This window comes from Streptomyces sp. DG1A-41, assembly GCF_037055355.1.
Lineage (GTDB): Bacteria > Actinomycetota > Actinomycetes > Streptomycetales > Streptomycetaceae > Streptomyces.
In genome coordinates this window covers 6,866,773-6,885,363 of record NZ_CP146350.1, presented here as the reverse complement: position 1 = coordinate 6,885,363, position 18,591 = coordinate 6,866,773, and the positions used below count along the sequence as shown (strand labels likewise).

The window sequence follows — 18,591 nt, the reverse complement described above, 5'->3', positions numbered from 1 at the left end:
CCATCGTTGGCGAAGTAGCGAGTGATCTGTCTCACGAGGATGGTGGGTTCCAGCAGTGCAACCTTCTATGGTTGCCGGAAGTCCCTGTGTCGCGCGTCTCTCCCTGTCGGCATGAGTGTTGTCCGGTCCCTCTCTCGCACGTGCCAGGACGTCACTGATCCGCCATGGGTAGACTTCGCTACATCTGGAGTGCAGCTGTCGTTGCCACGGCCGGGCTCACCGGGCGGGAAGTACCGACCGGCCGGTGGATGCCTCGGACGGGGGCGGCAAGGCCGCTCCGGCGCACACCGCGGTCCGTACGGCGCGCTGAAGACGACCGAGAAGGGCACGCGGGCCGCCTTGGCGCAGCGCGACACCAAGCGGTTCAGCATGCTCGGCGTCACCTGGGCCGACCCGCCGGCGAGCGTCACGGGAACCGTCGATGCGCGCACCCGGGCCGTCGGATCCGGGCAGTGGTCGAGCTGGCTGCGGCTGGACGGCGACAGCGGCCAGGGCGAATCGGCCTGGCCGCACCTACGCTCAGCTCACGGCGCTGGAGAAGGACACCCTCGCCGCCCATCCCCAGGACCGCGTGCAGGGATTCCGGGTGTCGACCTCCGAGAAGGAGACGCTCACCCTCGGCCGGTACGAGTTCGTGTCAAGGCCCAGACGGAACGCGGCGCCGGCGGGACGTTCGGCTACGGGCTCCTGCTGCCGAGTAACGAGGACACGTTCCTCGCGGCCGGCGACAACTTCACAGTCGGCCCGCGCTCGCAGGACGGCCGACCAATGGCCATCCCGCGAGCGGACGAGCTCGTGGTCAGCAGTGACGAACGCAGGCCGCGAAGGCGCCTCAACGGTGACGAGACCTTTTCCTGGCCCACAGGCCTGACGAGCCATCAGAACGAGCGTCACATGAGCGTCACGACTGCTCTGCGCGGACCCGGTCAGGATCGGAGACACCACACGCCGGTCTTCCCGGTAATCATCGAACCCGCAGGTCAGACCCGTTCGGCCGGCATAGGGCGTGCTCCACCTCGTGCGCATCGCGAAACAGGTCGAGCACGCCCGGCCGTCCTGACTGATGCACAAGAAATAGCAGGTCAGAGTCCCTTTTTAGTGGGCTCAAGAATCGCCACGCACTCCACGTGCGACGTCATCGGAAACAGATCGAACGCCCGAAGCGTCCGCACCCGATACCCACCGTCCCGGAAGTACCCCAGATCCCGAGCCAACGCAGCCGGATCGCACGCCACATACGCGATCCGCCGCGCCCCCAGCGAAGCCAGATGCGCCACCGTCTTCCGGCCGGCACCCGCCCGCGGCGGATCCAGGACGATCAGGTCGACCTCCGTGATCCCCGTGCGCGGCAGCACGCTCTCGACCTTGCCCTGCTCGATGCGGACGCGATCGAACTCGGCGAGGTTGTGCCGCGCGTCCTCCACCGCCCGCTTGCCGGACTCGATGCCGAGGACGGCGCCCTGTTCGCCGACACGGTCGGCGAGTGCTCCCGCGAAGAGGCCGACGCCACAGTAGAGGTCGAGGGCCATGTCCCCCTTGCGGGGCAGGAGGCCCTGCATGACAGCCGTCACCAGGGTGTCCGCGGCCTTCGGGTGGACCTGCCAGAAGCCGCCGCCCCCGACCCGGTGGGTCCGGCCGTCCGCCCGCTCGCGGACGAAGGGGCGGCCGTGGACGCGGTGGACGCCGCCGGAGCGCTCGTCCACGCGCAGCACCGACACCGGGCGGTCGAGTTCGACCAGCGGGAGGCGCGCGCCCGGCTTCGGCGTGAGGATCACCTGGCGGTCCTGCGAACCCGTCGCCGCGATCGCCTCGACGGAGTCCATGCCGGTCCACACCCGCTTCTCGATGCCCAGCTCACTGACCCCCTCCGCGGCGATCATGCAGTGGTCGATCGGCTCCACCTCGTGGGAGCGGTGCCGGCGCAGGCCCGCGCGGCCGTCGGCCGTGACGGCGTACTGGACGCGGGTGCGCCAGGCCGGGACCTGGCCCGCGGGCACCTTGTCGCCCTCGGCGGGCACCACCGTGCCGTCCCAGCCGGCCTCCTCCGGTGTGAGCCCGGCGAGGTGCTGGAGCTGTTCGGCGATGACGTCGGCCTTCAGGCGCCGCTGCGCGCCCGGCTTGGCGTGCTGCCAGTCGCAGCCGCCGCAGCGGCCGGGGCCGGCGAACGGGCAGGGAACGTCGATCCGGTCCTTGGAGGCGTCCAGCACCTTCACCGCGTCCGCGCGCAGGAACCGGGCGCCCTCCTCGCCCTCCGTCACCCGCGCCACGACCCGCTCACCGGGCAGGGCGTGCCGGACGAACAGCACTTGACCCTCGGACGTGCGGGCGATGCAGTGGCCGCCGTGGGCGACGGGGCCGATCTCGACCTCGTACTCCTCCCCCACCAGCGACTTCCTCGGTTCTGCCTGCATGGTGGGGTGACTCCAAAAGCGTGAGGGGAAACGGCCGAAGAGAAAACGGCCGGACAACAGCCCACCAGTCTACGTGGGTGCCGCCCGGCCGATTCACGCCCGTGTCACACAGGCAGCCGACCGCCCTCAGGCCTTCGGGTCCGAGGACTCCTTCGGCCGTTCCTGCGCCGGTCCCCGCCGCACCGAACCCGGCGCGCTCCACTCCTGCTGCCTGCGGGCCCGCCGCTTGGCCGCCTCGGAGGACTGGAGCTGGTACGGCACCGAGGTCACCATGATCCCCGGCGTGAACAGCAGCCGGCCCTTCAGCCGCAGGGCGCTCTGGTTGTGCAGCAGATGCTCGTACCAGTGGCCGACGACGTACTCGGGGATGATCACGGACACCGCGTCCCGCGGCGACTCCTTGCGCAGTCCCTTGACGTACTCGATGATCGGCCGCGTGATCTCGCGGTAGGGCGAGTCCAGGACCTTCAGCGGTACGTCGATGCCGCGCCGCTCCCACTCGTCGCGCAGCGCCTTGGTCTCGGCGGGGTCGACGTTGACGCTCACCGCCTCCAGGGTGTCCGAGCGCATCAGCTTGGCGTAGGCCAGGGCGCGCAGGGTCGGGCGGTGGATCTTGGAGATCAGGACGACCGAGTGGACGCGGGACGGCCTTACGCTGTCGTCGCTCGGGCCCTCGGGGGCGGCGATCTCCTCGGCGACCCGGTCGTAGTGCTTACGGATGGCCGTCATGGTCGCGTAGAAGATCACCATGCCGAGCAGGGCGACCCACGCGCCGTGCGTGAACTTGGTGACGAGGACGACGACCAGTACGAGACCGGTGAAGAAGGCGCCGAAGGCGTTGATGGCGCGCGAGCGGATCATGTGGCGGCGCTTGGCCTTGTCCTGCTCGCCGGCCAGGTGGCGGTTCCAGTGCCGGACCATGCCGGTCTGGCTGAGCGTGAAGGACACGAACACGCCGACGATGTAGAGCTGGATCAGGCGGGTGGAGTCGGCGCCGTAGATCCATACCAGCAGTCCGGCGGCGCCTGCGAGCAGCACGATGCCGTTGGAGAAGGCGAGGCGATCGCCGCGGGTGTGCAGCTGGCGCGGCAGGTAGCGGTCCTGGGCGAGGATCGAGCCGAGCAGCGGGAATCCGTTGTAGGCGGTGTTCGCGGCGAGGAACAGCACCAGCGCGGTGGCCGCGGCCAGCACGATGAAAAGGAGGCTGCCCTTGCCGAAGACGGCCTCGGCGACCTGGGAGATCACCGGGTTCTGGACGTAGTCCGCACCGAGCGGGACGCCGTTGTGGACGAGGTCCTTGGCCGGGTTCTCGGCCATGCGGACGTCGGTCGCGGCGGCCAGCGCGATGATGCCGCAGAACATGGTGACGGCCAGCAGGCCCATCATGGCGAGCGTGTTCGCGGCGTTCTTGGACTTGGGCTTGCGGAAGGCCGGGACGCCGTTGGAGATCGCCTCGACGCCGGTGAGCGCGGCGCAGCCGGAGGAGAAGGCGCGCAGCAGCAGGAAGACCAGGGCGAAGCCGGCCAGGCCCTGGTGCTCGGGTTTGATGACGTAGTCCGCCGTCGGTGCCCGCATGGTGTCGTCCAGGACCAGTCCGCGGAACGCGCCCCAGGCGATCATGGTGAAGACGCCCGCGACGAAGACATACGTGGGGATCGCGAAAAGCGAGCCCGACTCCTTCACGCCGCGCAGGTTCATCAGCGTCAGCAGCACGATCACGCCGATCGCGCAGAGCACCTTGTGTTCGACGACGAACGGGATCGCGGAGCCCAGGTTCTCGATGCCGGAGGAGATCGACACCGCGACGGTGAGGACGTAGTCGACGAGCAGCGCGCTCGCGACCGTCAGGCCCGCCTTGGGGCCGAGGTTGGTGTTCGCCACCTCGTAGTCGCCGCCGCCGCTGGGGTAGGCGTGCACGTTCTGCCGGTACGAGGCCACCACGGTGAACATCAGCACGACGACCGCGACCGCGATCCACGGACTGAAGTGGTACGCCGTCACACCCGCGATCGACAGGACCAGCAGCACCTCGCCCGGCGCGTACGCCACGGAGGACAGCGGGTCGGAGGCGAATACGGGGAGTGCGATGCGCTTCGGCAGGAGTGTTTCCCCGAGCCGGTCACTGCGCAGTGCGCGCCCGATCAGGATCCGTTTGGGCACGTCGGTCAGTTTGGACACAACAGAGGATCGTAAGCGTTCGATTGCGGGCTCGCCCACCCGCCACCCCTCATCGGCGTCCCGTCTGCTCTCCGGGTGAATTCAGAGGCTGCTGCGGCTGCCGATTCCGCAGGTCACCCGGCTCCCATGCCTATATGACTAAGCCCGTCCACTCCCGGCTGTCGCCGCCCCTGGAGGCCCCATGCACACGACCGCAGAGCTGATCGGCGCAGCGGCCACACTGTTCGTCCTCGGAACCCTCACTGTGGCGAGCGTGCGCAGCATCAGCCGCCGCAAGGACGTGTCGCCGGGGACGCGCTAGAGCCGCGGGGCGGGAGTGCGTCACCGGCTTCCGTCGCACTGCCCGCCGCCTGCCCGGCCCGCTCCAGTTCCGCCACCCCGGCACGCAGTTCCTCCCGCCCGATGCTGTCCGTCCGGGTCGACGGGACCGTGCAGGCGTACGCCCCCGCCACCGCGCCGTGCAGGGCGCAGTGGCGGGGCGGGGCGCCGTTCAGCCAGGCGAAGAGGAACGCGGCGGCGAAGGCGTCGCCGGCGCCGTTGGAGTCGACGACCGGTGCCGGGGGCGTGGCGGCGGGTACGTGGGTCAGCTCGCCGTCGGCCAGCAGGTACGCCCCGTCCGCCCCGGCGGTGGCGACGACGGCCCGGGCCCGGCCCCGCTCGGTGATCCGCCGCATGGTCCGCTCGGGGTCGGTCAGTGCCGTGCTCGACAGGAAGACGAGGTCGGCCTGGTGGGCGAAGGGCTCGTGGTAGGGGTCGGACCCGTCCCAGTCGTGCAGGTCGGTGGAGATCGTGATGCCCGCCTCGCGCAGGACGGGCAGCGCGTGGGGGCACGGCTGGGTGATGACGACATGGGCGTGCCGGCCGGCCGCGGCCAGCTCCCGCAGGGTGGCCTCGGGCAGCCGGTCCGTCTCCGCCGAGCGGGTGGCGTCGTACAGGGACAGCCGCCTGCCGTCGGGGCCGACGAGGTTGACCGCGCGCTTGGTGCCGAGCGGCTGGGGGACGGCGGTGAGCGCGATGCCGCGGTCGCGGTGCAGGGCGCGGACCAGGTCGCCCTCGGGGTCGTCGCCCAGCATGTCGATGTGATGCGTGCGCAGCCCCAGGGCGTTCGCGGCCAGCGCGACGAAGTCACCGCTCTGGCCCGCGCGCGTCACGATCCCGGGCCGGATCATGTGGCTGTCGGCGAACGGCACGGGCAGCTCGGGCACGTGCACGATGGTGTCCACGCCCGCGCCGCCCAGGACGAGGACGTCGATCTCGGTACTCATGTCAGGTTCCTCCCCCGCCGAGGGCCGGCAGGGCCCTCGGCAACCCCCTCGACTTTGCCGATACGTTGGAGTCGGGCAGTCGAACGCGGCACCCGCCCCGGAAGGCATCATGGCGTGATTCCACCGGCATGATGGTGCCTGGCGGCCCGCACTCAGGCCGCCACGTGGTGCCTGGCGAGCCGAAAGAGAGACATGAGCAGGACATTGTTGATGGTCAGAGGGCCCGTAGGAAGCACGGTGTGACGCGATGCATATTGTGATCATGGGTTGCGGAAGGGTGGGCTCCGCCCTGGCCCAGACCCTGGAGCAACAGGGCCACACGGTCGCCGTGGTCGACCAGGACCCCACCGCCTTCCGCCGCCTGGGCTCCTCCTTCGGCGGCCGCCGGGTCACCGGGGTCGGCTTCGACCAGGACACCCTGCGCGAGGCGGGCATCGAGGAGGCCGGCGCCTTCGCCGCCGTCTCCAGCGGTGACAACTCCAACATCATCGCCGCGCGCGTGGCCCGCGAGATGTTCGGCATCGAGAACGTCGCCGCACGCATCTACGACCCCCGCCGCGCCGAGGTCTACCAGCGCCTGGGCATCCCCACCGTCGCGACCGTCCGCTGGACGGCCGACCAGATGCTGCGCCGCCTGCTCCCCTCGGGCGCCGAGCCGCTGTGGCGCGACCCCACCGGGGGCGTCCAGCTCGCCGAGGTGCACAGCTCCACCGCCTGGGTCGGCCACAAGATCAGCCGGATCCAGGAGGAGACGGGCGTGCGCGTGGCGTTCCTGACCCGGCTCGGCGAGGCGGTCCTGCCCACCTCGCAGACGGTGTTGCAGGAGGGCGATCTGGTGCACGTGATGATGCGCACCGACGAGGTCGACACGGTCGAGGCGGCGTTCGCCAAGGGTCCCGAAGAGAAGGGCGGTCACTGATGAGGGTCGCCATTGCCGGAGCCGGCGCGGTCGGCCGCTCGATCGCGGGCGAGCTGCTGGAGAACGGCCACGAAATCCTGCTGATCGACAAGGCGCCGACCGCCATCTCGGTCGAACGCGTCCCGCAGGCCGAGTGGCTGCTGGCCGACGCCTGCGAGATCACGTCCCTGGACGAGGCGGCGCTCCAGCGCTGCAACGTCGTCATCGCCGCGACCGGCGACGACAAGGTGAACCTGGTCGTCTCGCTCCTCGCCAAGACGGAGTACGGCGTTCCGCGGGTGGTCGCCCGGGTGAACAACCCGAAGAACGAGTGGCTCTTCAACGAGTCCTGGGGCGTGGACGTCGCCGTCTCCACGCCGCGTCTGATGTCGGCCCTGGTCGAGGAGGCGGTGAGCGTCGGCGACCTGGTCCGCCTGCTCCGCTTCAGCCACGGCGACGCCAACCTGGTCGAGCTGACCCTGCCGGAGGAGTCGGCCCTGGCCGGCACGCGGGTCGGGGACGTGGAGTGGCCCGAGGACACGTCCCTGGTCACGATCATCCGCGGCACCCGCGTGCTCACGCCCTCCCGGGAGGACTCCCTGGAGGCCGGAGACGAGCTCCTCTTCGTGGCCGCACAGGCCCGTGAAGAGCAGCTGGAGGACCTGCTGTCGGTACGCCGGGACAGCGCGGCGAGCTGAGCGGAGTGCTGCCGAGCGAACAGAAGGGGGCGTCCCGAACCGGGGCGCCCCCTCCGTCACGTCGTGAGGTTCACTGCTCGGCGGACCGGGCCGCGGACTGCCGTTCCCTCTCCTCGGCGGCCTTCTCCTCCGCCTCCATCTCCGCGAACACGTCGATCGGCGCGGGCGCCTTCGCCAGGAAGACCCACGTCAGCCAGACGGCCAGCAGGAACGGCGGGATCTTCAGGGCGACCAGGACCCAGCCCAGCTGTGTGGTGTCGGCCCACCAGTACAGCGGGAAGAGGATCGCGCACTTGGCGAGCAGGATCGCACCCCACGCGTAACTGGCCTTCGCGTAAGCCTTCTTGCGGCCGGGGTTCCGCGTGCGCCAGGAGAGGTTCTCCTTGAAGACCGGGCCGAGGATCAGCCCGATCAGCGGGACACCGCACAGGGTGGTGACGATGTAGGCGAGTCCCAGACCCAGCGTGTAGAGCATGCCGGGCAGGTAGAAGTCCTTGGCGTTGCCGGTCATCATCGCGAAGACGACACCGAAGGCCACGCCGAAGACACCGCTGAAGGCGTGCTTGACGGTGTCCTTCATCACCAGCCGGACCACGACCAGCACCAGCGACACGGCCAGCGCCGCGATCGCCGACAGGTGCAGATCCTTGTTGATCGTGTAGATGGTGACGAACAGCAGGCCGGGCAGCACCGTCTCGACCATGCCCCGCACGCCGCCGAACGCTTCGAACAGGGCGGCCTCGGTCACCGCCCGGGCGTCGTCCGCAGATGTCTCTTCGGTCGGCTTGTCGAGCGACGTCACCGGCTACTCCCGTCCGAGGGGTCTCAGTTCGTACTTGGGATTGAACAGCACCCGGCGGCCCCGGCTCATCGAGATCCGGCCCGATGCGATCAGCTTGCGCCCCGGTTCTATGCCCACGATGGAGCGCCTGCCGAGCCACACCACGTCCAGCGCGGCGGAGCCGTCGAACAGCTCGGCCTCCAGGGCCGGGACTCCGGCGCGCGGCCGCAGGGTGACCGTGCGCAAGGTACCAGTTACCGTCACTATCTGCCGGTCCTGGCAGTCTCCGATCCGGATACAGCCCGCGGTCTCGGCGTCCTCGCGCAGTTCCTCGGACTCCAGGTCCTCCTGCGACGAGGAGAGCCGGTCGAGCATGCGCCGGAACCGGCCCGCCGGCTTGTGCGAACGAGGAACAGCACTCATGACTAGAGCCTACCGGGGCCCGCTGACAGCCACGTAGCCCCGGGCGAGAACCTCACTTCTCGAACCGGTACCCCATCCCCGGCTCCGTGATGAAGTGCTTCGGATGGGAGGGATCCGCCTCCAGCTTCCGCCGCAGCTGCGCCATGTACACGCGCAGATAGTTCGTCTCCGTCCCGTACGACGGCCCCCACACCTCCTGGAGCAGTTGCTTCTGCCCGACCAGGCGGCCGCTGTTGCGGACGAGGACCTCCAGGAGGTGCCACTCCGTGGGGGTCAGCCGTACGTCCTTCCCTGCGCGGTTGACCTTCTTCGCGGCCAGGTCGACGGTGAACTCGTCGGTCTCCACGATCATGTCGTCCTCACCGCCCCCGGCCGGTTCGGCCCGGCGCACGGCGGCCCGCAGCCGGGCCAGCAGTTCGTCCATGCCGAAGGGCTTGGTGACGTAGTCGTCGGCGCCCGCGTCCAGCGCCTCGACCTTCTCGTCGGAGGAGTGCCGGGCGGACAGCACCAGGATCGGCACCCGGGTCCAGCCGCGCAGGCCCCTGATCACCTCGACGCCGTCCATGTCGGGCAGGCCGAGGTCGAGGACGACCACGTCGGGGTGGCGGGCGGCGGCGAGCTGGAGGGCGGTGGTGCCGTCGTGGGCGGCGTCGACCTCGTACTTGCGTGCCCTGAGGTTGATCACGAGGGCGCGCACGATCTGCGGCTCGTCGTCGACCACCAGCACACGGGTCATGAGGTCTGCCTTTCCGGTTCGGCTGCGTGTTCCGCCACCAGGAGCGGGCGCGGTCCCGCCGCGCGGAGGGTGAGGACCATGGTGAGCCCCCCGCCGGGCGTGTCCTCGGCGTCGAGTGTGCCGCCCATGGCCTCGGCGAAGCCGCGCGCCACCGCGAGCCCCAGTCCCACACCGGCGCCGCGCGGGGCGTCGCCGTAGCGCTGGAAGGGCTCGAAGATGCGGCCCTTGGCCTCGTCGGGGACGCCCGGCCCCCGGTCGACCACCCGTACCTCGACCCGGTCGGCGAGCGCGCTGGCCGCGACCAGCACGGGCGTGCCGGAGGGACTGTACTTGACGGCGTTCTCGACGAGGTTGGCCATGGCCCGCTCCAGCAGCCCGGGGTCCACGTCGACCATGGGCAGGGTCTCCGGGACGTCCAGGTCGACACTGCCCTCGGGCACGCCGCCGAGCGCCATCGGCACCACCTCGTCGAGGTCGATCTCGCGGATCAGCGGGGTGACCGTGCCGGTCTGGAGCCGGGACATGTCGAGCAGGTTGCCGACGAGGTGGTCGAGGCGGTCGGCGCCCTCCTCGATGCCCTCCAGCAGCTCCGCCCGGTCCTCCTCGGACCACTCGACGTCCTCGGAGCGCAGGGAGGTCACCGCCGCCTTGATCCCGGCGAGCGGGGTGCGCAGGTCGTGGCTGACGGCGGCGAGCAGCGCCGTGCGGATGCGGTTGCCCTCGGCGAGCGTGCGGGCCAGGTCGGCCTCCTCCTGGAGCCTGCGCCGGTCCAGGACGACGGCGGCCTGGGCGGCGAAGGCGGCCAGCACGCGGCGGTCCTCGGCGGGCAGGACGCGGCCGGTCAGCGCGAGCGCCATGTGGTCCCCGACCGGCATGTCCACGTCCGCCTGGTCGGGCCGCTCGACCGGACGTCCCTGCCCGACGCGGCCGGCGCAGGTCCACGGCTCGACGTCGCTCGCCCTCTCCAGCAGGGCCGCCGTCTCCATGCCGAAGGTCTCCCGGACCCTCTCCAGCAGGTCCTCCAGGCCGGTCTCGCCGCGCAGCACGTTGCCCGCGAGGAAGGACAGGATCTCGGACTCGGCCCGCAACCGGGCGGCCTGGTGGGTGCGGCGGGCGGCGAGGTCGACCACAGAGGCCACCGCGGCACCGACGGCCACGAAGATCACGATGGCGACGATGTTCTTCGGGTCGGCGATGGTCCACCGGTGCAGGGGCGGTGAATAGAAGTAGTTCAGCAGCAGGGAGCCCACCGCCGCCGAGGCCAGCGCCGGGAACAGCCCGCCGAGCAGCGCCGCCGCCACGGTCAGCGCCAGGAACAGCAGCATGTCGTTGGCGAGGCCGAGGTCGACGGCGCTGAGCAGCGCCGCCAGGACCGGCGGGCCGGCGACCCCGGCCAGCCAGCCCCACACCCGCCGGGACCGCCCGAGGCGCGCGCCCCGGGCCACCGGCAGTCCGCGGCCTTTGGCGACCTCGTCGTGGGTGACGATGTGCACGTCGAGGTCGGACCCGGACTCCCGGGCGACCGTCGCGCCGACGCCGGGCCCGAAGACGTACTGCCAGGTCCTGCGGCGCGAGGAGCCCAGCACGATCTGGGTGGCGTTCACACCGCGGGCGAAGGCGAGCAGCGCGGCCGGTATGTCGTCACCGACCACGTGATGGAACGTTCCGCCGAGGTCCTCGACGAGGGTCCGCTGCACCGCCAGTTCCTTGGGCGAGGCCGAGGTCAGCCCGTCGCTGCGGGCTATGTAGACGGCCAGTACCTCACCGCCGGCGCCCTTCTCGGCCAGCCGCGCGGCCCGGCGGATCAGCGTCCGGCCCTCGGGGCCGCCGGTCAGGCCGACCACGATCCGCTCGCGCGAGCCCCAGATCCTCGACACCCGGTGGTCGCTGCGGTACTGGGTGAGGTAGGCGTCGACCCGGTCGGCCACCCACAGCAGCGCGAGCTCTCGCAGGGCGGTCAGGTTGCCCGGGCGGAAGTAGTTCGACAGGGCCGCGTCGACCTTGTCGGGTTTGTAGATGTTGCCGTGCGCCATCCGCCGCCGCAACGCCTCGGGCGACATGTCGACCAGCTCGACCTGGTCGGCCCGCCGTACCACCTCGTCCGGCACGGTCTCCTGCTGCCGCACCCCGGTGATCGACTCGACGACGTCGCCCAGTGACTCGAGGTGCTGGATGTTGACGGTCGATATCACGTCGACACCGGCCGCCAGCAGCTCCTCCACGTCCTGCCAGCGCTTGGCGTTGCGGGAGCCGGTGATGTTGGTGTGGGCGAGTTCGTCGACCAGGGCGACCTGGGGGCGGCGGGCGAGGACGGCGTCGAGGTCCATCTCGGGGAAGACGCCGCCGCGGTACTCCAGCCGCCCGCGCGGCACCTGCTCCAGGCCGTGCAGCATCACCTCGGTGCGGGGGCGGTCGTGGTGCTCGACGAAGGCGACCACGCAGTCCGTGCCCCGCTCGACACGGCGGTGCGCCTCGGACAGCATCGCGTACGTCTTGCCGACGCCCGGTGCCGCACCGAGATAGATCCGAAGCTTGCCGCGTCCCATGGCCTCATTGTCTTCCGGTCTGCCGACTGCGCAGCGTCGACCTTACGGCCAACAATCACGACATATGGGTTCCGGGCACGGCAGGGGGACCGTATTTGACGGAACTCTGACGCACCCGGCCGGTCGGATGAGAAAGGGCCGCACCCCCTGGGGGAGTGCGGCCCTGGTGTCTCTGCGGCTCAGCGAACCTCGGTGATCTCCGGTCCGCGCTGGAGCTGGCCCATTCCGCCGGCGAAACGGGAGCCCTCCTCCTGCTGGACGCCCTCGGGAACCATCTGGGCGTCGTTGGGCAGCTTCAGGACGATCGGGTCGCGGGGCGCCATCGGGCCCTCACCGCGGACCACGACCGTGTCCCGGAAGACCTGCTCGAGCAGGCCGGCGGCCTGCGGCTGCACCGCGCCCTGGCCCGAGATGACCCCGCGCAGGAACCAGCGGGGGCCGTCCACACCGACGAACCGCACGACCTGGAAGCCGCCGGTGCCGTCCGGCAGCTGTACCGGCACCTGGGCGCGCAGCTCCCAGCCCAGCGGCCCCTCGACCTCGTCGACGATGCCGCCCTGCTGGGTGATGCCCGAGCCGATCTCCTCGCGCACCTCGGCCCAGATGCCCTCACGCTTGGGCGCGGCGAAGGCCTGCAGCTGGATGGCGCTGTCCCGCAGCACGACCGTGGCCGCCACGATCGCGTCACCCGCGACCTCGACCCGCAGCTCCATGCCGTCGACGCCCGGCACGAACAGACCGCCCAGGTCGACCCGGCCCTCGCCCGGGTCGCGGACCTCGGAGCTGTCCCAGGGTCCGTCGGGCCGCGGCGCCGGCTCCAGCCTCAGGCGCTCGCCCTCGCCGCCCGCCTCACTGTCGACACCGTCGACGACCTGCTCGGCCTCGCCGGCCGCGTCCTCGGCGGCATCCCTCTTCTTGCGACGTCCGAACACGTCACTGTCCTTCCCGGTCGGATACGACCGAAGCGTATCGATTCCCACCCGCCTGACCGCCCAGGGCGGCCTGACCGCTTGTGCCGCTCGTCCCGTCCACCGCGGCGTGCCCTCCGGTGGACCCGAAGCCCCCCTCGGCCCGCGCGGAGCCGGGAAGCTCCGCCACCTCCTGGAAGCGGACCCTCTCGACCTGCTGGACGACCAGTTGGGCAATCCGGTCGAAGCGCTCGAACCGCACGGCCTCGCGCGGGTCGAGATTCACCACGATCACCTTGATCTCCCCACGGTACCCGGCATCAACCGTCCCCGGGGCATTCACCAGGGCGACGCCGCAACGGGCGGCCAGGCCGGACCGGGGGTGCACGAAGGCCGCGTACCCCTCCGGCAGCGCCACAGACACTCCCGTGGGCAGCACGGCCCGCTCGCCCGGCGCCAGTTGGCACGCCTCGGTGGTGCGCAGATCGGCTCCCGCGTCCCCGGGGTGCGCATACGTCGGAAGCGGTACGTCCGGGTCGACGCGCCGGATCAGCACGTCCACGGGCTGACGGCGCACAGGGCTCGCAGCAGTCATGGGGTCTTCCGGGCAGACGGGGCTCGTGGGGGTGCTGGGTGTCATGGGGGCCATGGGAGTTTCGGGAGCTCTGGGAGTCTCGGGGTCCAGGGGACGGCTCTTGGGGGCCGCGGGGCTCACGAGGTCTTCTGGGCTCACGGGTTCACCTCGAAGGCGCGGACGCGCCGGACCTGGTCCGGGTCGTTCATGGCCGCCTGGATCTCCTCCTGGCGGCCGTGGTCGACGAAGTGGTCGAGCTTCACCTCGATGAAGAGCGCGTCGGCACGGACGGCGACGGGCCCGTCGGGGCCGCCGACGCGTCCGGTGGCGGTCGAGTAGATCTTCCGCCCGGCCACCGCCGTCACCTCCGCCTCCAGATACAGCGTGGTGCCGACGGGCACGGGTTGCATGAAGTCGGTCTCCAGCCGTCCGGTCACGGCGATCGTGCGCAGCAGCCAGTTCAGCGAGCCGAGGGTCTCGTCCAGTGCGGAGGTGAGCACACCGCCGTGGGCGAGGCCCGGGGCGCCCTGGTGGGCGGGCTGCACGGTGAACTCGGCGGTGAGTGACACGCCCTCGCCGGCCCGTGCCTCCAGCTGCAGCCCGTGCGGCTGGTCGCCGCCACAGCCGAAACACTGGCCGTAGTGCGCACCGAGCAGCTCACCGGGCGCCGGAGCGTCCGGATGCCGCACCGGTCGCACGGCGTCGGCCGGAGGCTGAAGAGCAGCGGAAGTACGACTCACAGCCGGAGACCTTACCCGCGCGTCGGGCCCTTCCGGACACCGTGTCAAGCTTGGCTCCATGCAGCTCTCCGCCGCCCCTTACGAAGAACGCCTGACCGCTCCCCGGTCCTGGTGGCTGATCTCGTTCCTCGTCGGGGTCTCCATGGCCCTGGTCCTGCTCCCGTTCGGCACGCTGCCGATGCTCGGCGGCCTGGCCGGGGGCACCGCGGTCGCGGCCGTCGCCGCGAGTTCGTACGGCTCGGTCCGCATCCGAGTGGTGGGCGATTCGCTGATCGCGGGCGAGGCGAAGATCCCGCTGGCGGCCCTGGGCGAGGCCGAGGTACTGGGCGCGGAGGAAACCCGTGCCTGGCGCACCCACAAGGCCGACCCACGCGCCTTCATGCTGCTGCGCGCCTACATCCCCACGGCCCTGCGCGTGGAGGTCACGGATCCGGAGGACCCGACTCCGTATCTGTACCTGTCCACGCGCGAGCCGGAGCGCCTGGCGGAGGCGCTGAAGGCGGCGAAGCCGGCGTAGCACAGCTGCGCGGAGCTTCATCCGGCAGATACCAGCAGCGGGCGCGGCACGCGCGTCGACGGCACGCGCTGCGCGGGCCTCGGCGTCGCCTCACTGCCCGTCGTCGCGCTTGTCGCGTTTCTCGTCGGGCTTTTCGCTCCCGGGCTTTTCCTTCTCGAGGCGGCCCAAGGGGTCGTTCGTGAGCTCACCCATCTCCAGGGCGTCCGCCGGACGTTCCAGCGGGGGGAGCGCCTCCAAGGCCTCCCAGGGCACCTGGATCCTGCGCAGGTCCTCGCGGATCCGGGCGGCGAGCTTTCTGGTCTCGCTGCGGTTCATGGCCGCCCCGACGGCGGCGCCCACCAGGAACGGCACCAGGTTCGGCATGCTGCGGACCATCCGCTTCATGATCCGCTGCCGCAGCTCGCGCTTCATGCGGCTGTTCAGCGCCGTGCTCAGCGTCGACGGCTTGGTCGCGTCGATCCCGCGCTCCCCCGACCACGAGTGGAGGTACGCGGTGCTGCGCTGCTTGAGGTTGCCGGGCGGCCGTACGCCGTAGACCTCGTGGAGTTCGGCGATCAGCTTCAGCTCGATCGCCGCGACTCCGGTGACCTCGGCGGCCAGTTCCGTCGGCATCGCGGGCGGCACGGGAAGCATCGCCACCGCGCCGATGCCCGCTCCGACCGTCGCCGTCGCCTTCGCCGCCCCCGCGACGAGTTTGTCCGCGAGCTCTTCGGGCCCCAGGTCCGGGAACTGCCTGCGCAGGGTCGCCAGGTCCCGTACGGGGACCCGAGGGGCCAGTTCGATGATTCGGTCGGCGAGGTACGCGAACCCCGCACGGGCCCGTTCGCCGCCCTTGCGGGCGCCTTCCCTGGTCCTCTCCCGGATCGCCCCCGCCCGCCGTCGGGCGACGGGTTCGGGGACGTCCACGGACGCCGGGAGGTCACCCCGGTCCGCGGCCGGTTCGAGCGAGGCCGCCCCCGTACCGGTTGAGCCTCGCTCGTCGTCACGCGCTCCGTGCTGCGGGCCGTCGAGCGGCCCTTCGTCCGCCTTCCGCTTGGAGAAGCGGCGCTTCCAGGGAGGGGTCGAGCCAGTCACGGCCGACCCGTCCTCAGTCGCAGTCGCGGCAGATCGGCTGGCCGTTCTTCTCCCGGGCCAGCTGGCTGCGGTGGTGCACCAGGAAGCAGCTCATGCAGGTGAACTCGTCCTGCTGCTTCGGGAGCACTCGGACGGCCAGCTCCTCGTTCGAGAGATCGGCGCCGGGGAGTTCGAGGCCCTCTGCGGCCTCGAACTCGTCGACGTCCACTGCGGAGGCCGACTTGTCGTTCCTCCGAGCCTTCAGCTCTTCGAGGCTGTCCGAGTCAACGTCGTCGTCGGTCTTGCGTGGAGTGTCGTAATCGGTTGCCATGTCGCTCTCCCCCTCTGGGTGTCTGCGGTGTCTCCAGCGCACGTAACGCGTGAGAGGCCGGACTTGTGCCCGACCTGAGGCGGAGATTTTGCCTCACATCAAGGTCTGTTACTCAATCGACACCCAACCGGACTCCTCATGAGTGATCGGCTTGGATGGCGATGGGGACCGTACACGGTCCGAATGCCGCACTTCAAAGGCGTCTCACCGTGTACTTCCCGTGATCAAGACCCCTGAAAACCGGGACTTTCCCGGCTTTCCGACAGGACACATGATCACGGAGAGTAGATGGCCAGAAAGCCGCCCCTGTGATCGATCACACATGCGGCACGTGCGGTGCGATGTCGAAAATTCCGCGCAAAGCGAACATCCCCGTGTGCCGCCGAGTTGATCGGCGACATGATCTCAGACGGGCAGTGTGACTCGCATGACGAGCCCACCCCCTTCGCGCGGCTGCGCGTAGATGTGCCCGCCGTGTGCCCGGGCCACCGACCGGACGATGGACAGACCGAGTCCGACGCCCTTGTCGCTGCCCGTGCGCTCCGTGCGCAGCCGCCGGAACGGCTCGAAGAGGTTGTCGATCTCGTACGCCGGCACGACCGGGCCCGTGTTGGAGACGACCAAAACCGCCTGACCGTGCTGGACCTCGGTGGTGACCTCGACCCAGCCGTCCTCGGCCACGTTGTAGCGCACGGCGTTCTGCACCAGGTTGAGGGCGATCCGCTCCAGCAGCACGCCGTTGCCCTGGACGACCGCGGGCTTCTGCTCGCCGCGGATCCGCACGCCCTTGGCCTCGGCCTCGCCGCGCACCTGGTCGATGGCCTGCCCGGCGACCTCGGCGAGGTCCACCGCGCCCCGCTCGACGACCTGGTTGTCGCTGCGGGCGAGCAGCAGCAGGCCCTCGACGAGCTGCTCGCTGCGCTCGTTGGTGGCCAGCAGCGTCTTGCCGAGCTGCTGGAGCTCCACCGGCGCGTTCGGGTCGGACAGGTGCACCTCCAGGAGCGTGCGGTTGATCGCCAGGGGTGTCCGCAGCTCGTGCGAGGCGTTGCCGACGAAGCGCTGCTGGGCGGTGAAGGCGCGCTGGAGCCGCTCCAGCATGTCGTCGAAGGTGTCCGCCAGCTCCTTCAGCTCGTCGTCCGGGCCGTCCAGCTCGATCCGGCGCGACAGGTCCGAGCCCGCCACCGCACGCGCGGTGCGGGTGATACGGCCCAGCGGCGACAGCACGCGCCCGGCCATCGCGTAGCCGAAGGCGAAGGCGATGACCGCCAGGCCCAGCAGCGCGAGCAGCGAGCGGCTGAGCAGGTTGTCCAGGGCGTGCTGGCGCTGCTCGTTGACGCACTGGTTCATGGCGTTGTTGAACTCGGCCGGCGAGGCCTGGTCGGGCAGGTTGCAGATGTCGCTGGTGACCTTGCCCTCGACGATCTTGAACGGCAGCTCGCTGCCCACGTTCAGCGCCTGCGCGGCCAGCAGGTAGATGATCGACAGCAGCAGGATGCCGGCGATCAGGAACATGCCGCCGTAGAGCAGCGTGAGCCTTATGCGGATGGTCGGGCGCAGCCAGGGGAACGGCGGCGCGGGCCGCCGGGGATCCCAGGTGGGCTTGGGGGGCGCCTGAGGGGGCGCGGGAGTGGTGGCCACAGTCGGTCAGATCCGGTAGCCGGAGCCGGGGACGGTGACGATCACGGGCGGCTCGCCGAGCTTGCGGCGCAGGGTCATGACCGTGACGCGCACGACGTTCGTGAACGGGTCCGTGTTCTCGTCCCAGGCCTTCTCCAGTAGCTGCTCCGCCGAGACCACGGCGCCCTCGCTGCGCATCAGCACCTCCAGGACGGCGAACTCCTTGGGCGCGAGCTGGACCTCCTTGCCGTCCCGGAAGACCTCACGGCGGTTGGGGTCGAGCTTGATCCCGGCACGCTCCAGGACCGGCGGCAGGGGCACGCTGGTGCGCCGGCCGAGGGCCCGCACGCGCGCGATGAGCTCGCTGAACGCGAACGGCTTGGGCAGATAGTCGTCGGCGCCGATCTCCAGGCCCTCCACCCGGTCGCTGACGTCACCGGAGGCCGTGAGCATCAGCACGCGCGTGGGCATGCCGAGCTCGACGATCTTGCGGCAGACGTCGTCACCGTGCACGAGCGGGAGGTCGCGGTCGAGGACGACCACGTCGTAGTCGTTGACGCCGATGCGCTCCAGGGCGGCCGCACCGTCGTACACGACGTCGACGGCCATGGCCTCCCGGCGCAGTCCGGTGGCCACCGCATCGGCGAGCAGTTGCTCGTCCTCGACGACGAGTACGCGCACGTCCCTAGTCCTTCCTCATGTCCACCCGCGTAGCGCCGCACGGGCGCAGACGGGCAGGGGTCTTCGACGGTGTGCTGGTGTGTTGCCCTCCATCCTGCCCTTTTCGGCCATAAGTCGGAGGTAAGGCGGGTGAGGCGACGGGGCCCGAGGCGGAACAAGAGATTTTCTCCTCCGGTTAGGTTTCCACGGAAGAGAGCTTGGGGAGGACGGCTTTACATCCCACGATCACGCTCT

At 70.6% G+C, this 18,591-nt stretch carries 17 protein-coding genes and 1 pseudogene; 4 read left to right on the top strand and 14 right to left on the bottom strand.

Annotation, left to right across the window (positions count from 1 at the left end):
• Window positions 1–39: 39 nt before the first annotated feature.
• A pseudogene (locus V8690_RS32175) lies at window positions 40–789 on the top strand (hypothetical protein); the annotation flags it as partial.
• Window positions 790–1,082: 293 nt separating this feature from the next.
• On the opposite strand, the gene V8690_RS32170 reads toward V8690_RS32175, so the two are convergent.
• From V8690_RS32170 to V8690_RS32160, 3 genes are all read right to left on the bottom strand, one after another.
• Window positions 1,083–2,411 carry a class I SAM-dependent RNA methyltransferase gene (locus V8690_RS32170; protein ID WP_338783595.1) on the bottom strand — a complete coding sequence of 443 codons (1,329 nt, stop codon included), beginning with the start codon at window positions 2,409–2,411 and terminating at the stop codon, window positions 1,083–1,085.
• A 126-nt stretch (window positions 2,412–2,537) separates the two neighbouring features.
• Window positions 2,538–4,589 carry an APC family permease gene (locus tag V8690_RS32165; RefSeq protein WP_338783594.1) on the bottom strand — a complete coding sequence of 684 codons (2,052 nt, stop codon included), beginning with the start codon at window positions 4,587–4,589 and terminating at the stop codon, window positions 2,538–2,540.
• Window positions 4,590–4,852: 263 nt separating this feature from the next.
• Window positions 4,853–5,854 (bottom strand): adenosine kinase, encoded by a 1,002-nt coding sequence (locus tag V8690_RS32160; protein ID WP_338783593.1) that lies wholly within the window; start codon window positions 5,852–5,854, stop codon window positions 4,853–4,855.
• 247 nt (window positions 5,855–6,101) lie between these two features.
• On the opposite strand from V8690_RS32160, the gene V8690_RS32155 reads away from it, so the two are divergent.
• The gene (locus V8690_RS32155) at window positions 6,102–6,773 is read left to right on the top strand and encodes a TrkA family potassium uptake protein (protein WP_338783591.1); all 672 of its coding nucleotides are present in this window, start codon (window positions 6,102–6,104) and stop codon (window positions 6,771–6,773) included.
• Window positions 6,773–7,450 carry a TrkA family potassium uptake protein gene (locus V8690_RS32150; protein WP_338783590.1) on the top strand — a complete coding sequence of 226 codons (678 nt, stop codon included), beginning with the start codon at window positions 6,773–6,775 and terminating at the stop codon, window positions 7,448–7,450. The genes V8690_RS32155 and V8690_RS32150 overlap by 1 nt, the downstream gene beginning before the upstream one ends.
• 70 nt (window positions 7,451–7,520) lie before the next feature.
• Here the strand turns inward: V8690_RS32150 and V8690_RS32145 are convergent, their stop codons facing one another.
• The 7 genes from V8690_RS32145 to V8690_RS32115 form a co-directional block, all read right to left on the bottom strand.
• On the bottom strand, window positions 7,521–8,252 hold the full coding sequence (locus tag V8690_RS32145; protein ID WP_338783589.1) for a DUF3159 domain-containing protein: 732 nt from the start codon (window positions 8,250–8,252) through the stop codon (window positions 7,521–7,523).
• 3 nt (window positions 8,253–8,255) lie between these two features.
• Entirely contained in the window at window positions 8,256–8,654 is a 399-nt protein-coding gene (locus V8690_RS32140; RefSeq protein WP_338783588.1) for an OB-fold nucleic acid binding domain-containing protein, read from the bottom strand.
• Window positions 8,655–8,706: 52 nt separating this feature from the next.
• Complete coding sequence (locus tag V8690_RS32135; protein WP_338783587.1) at window positions 8,707–9,390, bottom strand: response regulator; 684 nt, start codon at window positions 9,388–9,390, stop codon at window positions 8,707–8,709.
• On the bottom strand, window positions 9,387–11,936 hold the full coding sequence (locus tag V8690_RS32130; protein ID WP_338783586.1) for a sensor histidine kinase KdpD: 2,550 nt from the start codon (window positions 11,934–11,936) through the stop codon (window positions 9,387–9,389). Before V8690_RS32130 ends, V8690_RS32135 begins: the two co-directional genes overlap by 4 nt.
• A 179-nt stretch (window positions 11,937–12,115) precedes the next feature.
• A complete protein-coding gene (locus V8690_RS32125; RefSeq protein ID WP_338783585.1) occupies window positions 12,116–12,868 on the bottom strand; it encodes a DUF3710 domain-containing protein in 753 nt (250 codons plus the stop codon).
• Window position 12,869: 1 nt separating this feature from the next.
• Window positions 12,870–13,439 carry a dUTP diphosphatase gene (gene dut / locus V8690_RS32120; protein WP_338783584.1) on the bottom strand — a complete coding sequence of 190 codons (570 nt, stop codon included), beginning with the start codon at window positions 13,437–13,439 and terminating at the stop codon, window positions 12,870–12,872.
• Between the two features lie 134 nt (window positions 13,440–13,573).
• Window positions 13,574–14,158, bottom strand: coding sequence for a PaaI family thioesterase (locus V8690_RS32115; RefSeq protein WP_338783583.1), 585 nt, complete (start codon window positions 14,156–14,158; stop codon window positions 13,574–13,576).
• Between the two features lie 58 nt (window positions 14,159–14,216).
• Here V8690_RS32115 and V8690_RS32110 point away from each other — a divergent pair, with 58 nt between their 5' ends.
• Window positions 14,217–14,675, top strand: a complete 459-nt coding sequence (locus V8690_RS32110) for a DUF3093 domain-containing protein (protein ID WP_338783582.1) — start codon at window positions 14,217–14,219, stop codon at window positions 14,673–14,675.
• 90 nt (window positions 14,676–14,765) lie between these two features.
• Here V8690_RS32110 and V8690_RS32105 read toward each other — a convergent pair whose 3' ends face one another.
• The 4 genes from V8690_RS32105 to V8690_RS32090 all read right to left on the bottom strand — a co-directional run bounded on the left by V8690_RS32105 (window position 14,766) and on the right by V8690_RS32090 (window position 18,357).
• Complete coding sequence (locus V8690_RS32105; protein ID WP_338783581.1) at window positions 14,766–15,749, bottom strand: hypothetical protein; 984 nt, start codon at window positions 15,747–15,749, stop codon at window positions 14,766–14,768.
• Window positions 15,750–15,762: 13 nt separating this feature from the next.
• Window positions 15,763–16,059 carry a DUF4193 domain-containing protein gene (locus tag V8690_RS32100; protein WP_003993510.1) on the bottom strand — a complete coding sequence of 99 codons (297 nt, stop codon included), beginning with the start codon at window positions 16,057–16,059 and terminating at the stop codon, window positions 15,763–15,765.
• 405 nt (window positions 16,060–16,464) lie between these two features.
• The gene (locus tag V8690_RS32095; RefSeq protein WP_338783580.1) at window positions 16,465–17,697 is read right to left on the bottom strand and encodes a HAMP domain-containing sensor histidine kinase; all 1,233 of its coding nucleotides are present in this window, start codon (window positions 17,695–17,697) and stop codon (window positions 16,465–16,467) included.
• Window positions 17,698–17,703: 6 nt separating this feature from the next.
• Window positions 17,704–18,357: a response regulator transcription factor gene (locus V8690_RS32090; protein WP_003993508.1), complete on the bottom strand. Its 654-nt coding sequence runs from the start codon at window positions 18,355–18,357 to the stop codon at window positions 17,704–17,706.
• Window positions 18,358–18,591 lie beyond the last annotated feature (234 nt).

Bases quoted from the DNA above. Each gene is read 5' to 3' on its own strand.
- V8690_RS32170 (WP_338783595.1), bottom strand. From the start codon at position 2,411: ATGCAGGCAGAACCGAGGAAGTCGCTGGTGGGGGAGGAGTACGAGGTC.
- V8690_RS32160 (WP_338783593.1), bottom strand. From the start codon at position 5,854: ATGAGTACCGAGATCGACGTCCTCGTCCTGGGCGGCGCGGGCGTGGAC.
- V8690_RS32155 (WP_338783591.1), top strand. From the start codon at position 6,102: ATGCATATTGTGATCATGGGTTGCGGAAGGGTGGGCTCCGCCCTGGCC.
- V8690_RS32150 (WP_338783590.1), top strand. From the start codon at position 6,773: ATGAGGGTCGCCATTGCCGGAGCCGGCGCGGTCGGCCGCTCGATCGCG.
- V8690_RS32140 (WP_338783588.1), bottom strand. From the start codon at position 8,654: ATGAGTGCTGTTCCTCGTTCGCACAAGCCGGCGGGCCGGTTCCGGCGC.
- V8690_RS32135 (WP_338783587.1), bottom strand. From the start codon at position 9,390: ATGACCCGTGTGCTGGTGGTCGACGACGAGCCGCAGATCGTGCGCGCC.
- V8690_RS32130 (WP_338783586.1), bottom strand. From the start codon at position 11,936: ATGGGACGCGGCAAGCTTCGGATCTATCTCGGTGCGGCACCGGGCGTC.
- dut (WP_338783584.1), bottom strand. From the start codon at position 13,439: ATGACTGCTGCGAGCCCTGTGCGCCGTCAGCCCGTGGACGTGCTGATC.
- V8690_RS32110 (WP_338783582.1), top strand. From the start codon at position 14,217: ATGCAGCTCTCCGCCGCCCCTTACGAAGAACGCCTGACCGCTCCCCGG.
- V8690_RS32100 (WP_003993510.1), bottom strand. From the start codon at position 16,059: ATGGCAACCGATTACGACACTCCACGCAAGACCGACGACGACGTTGAC.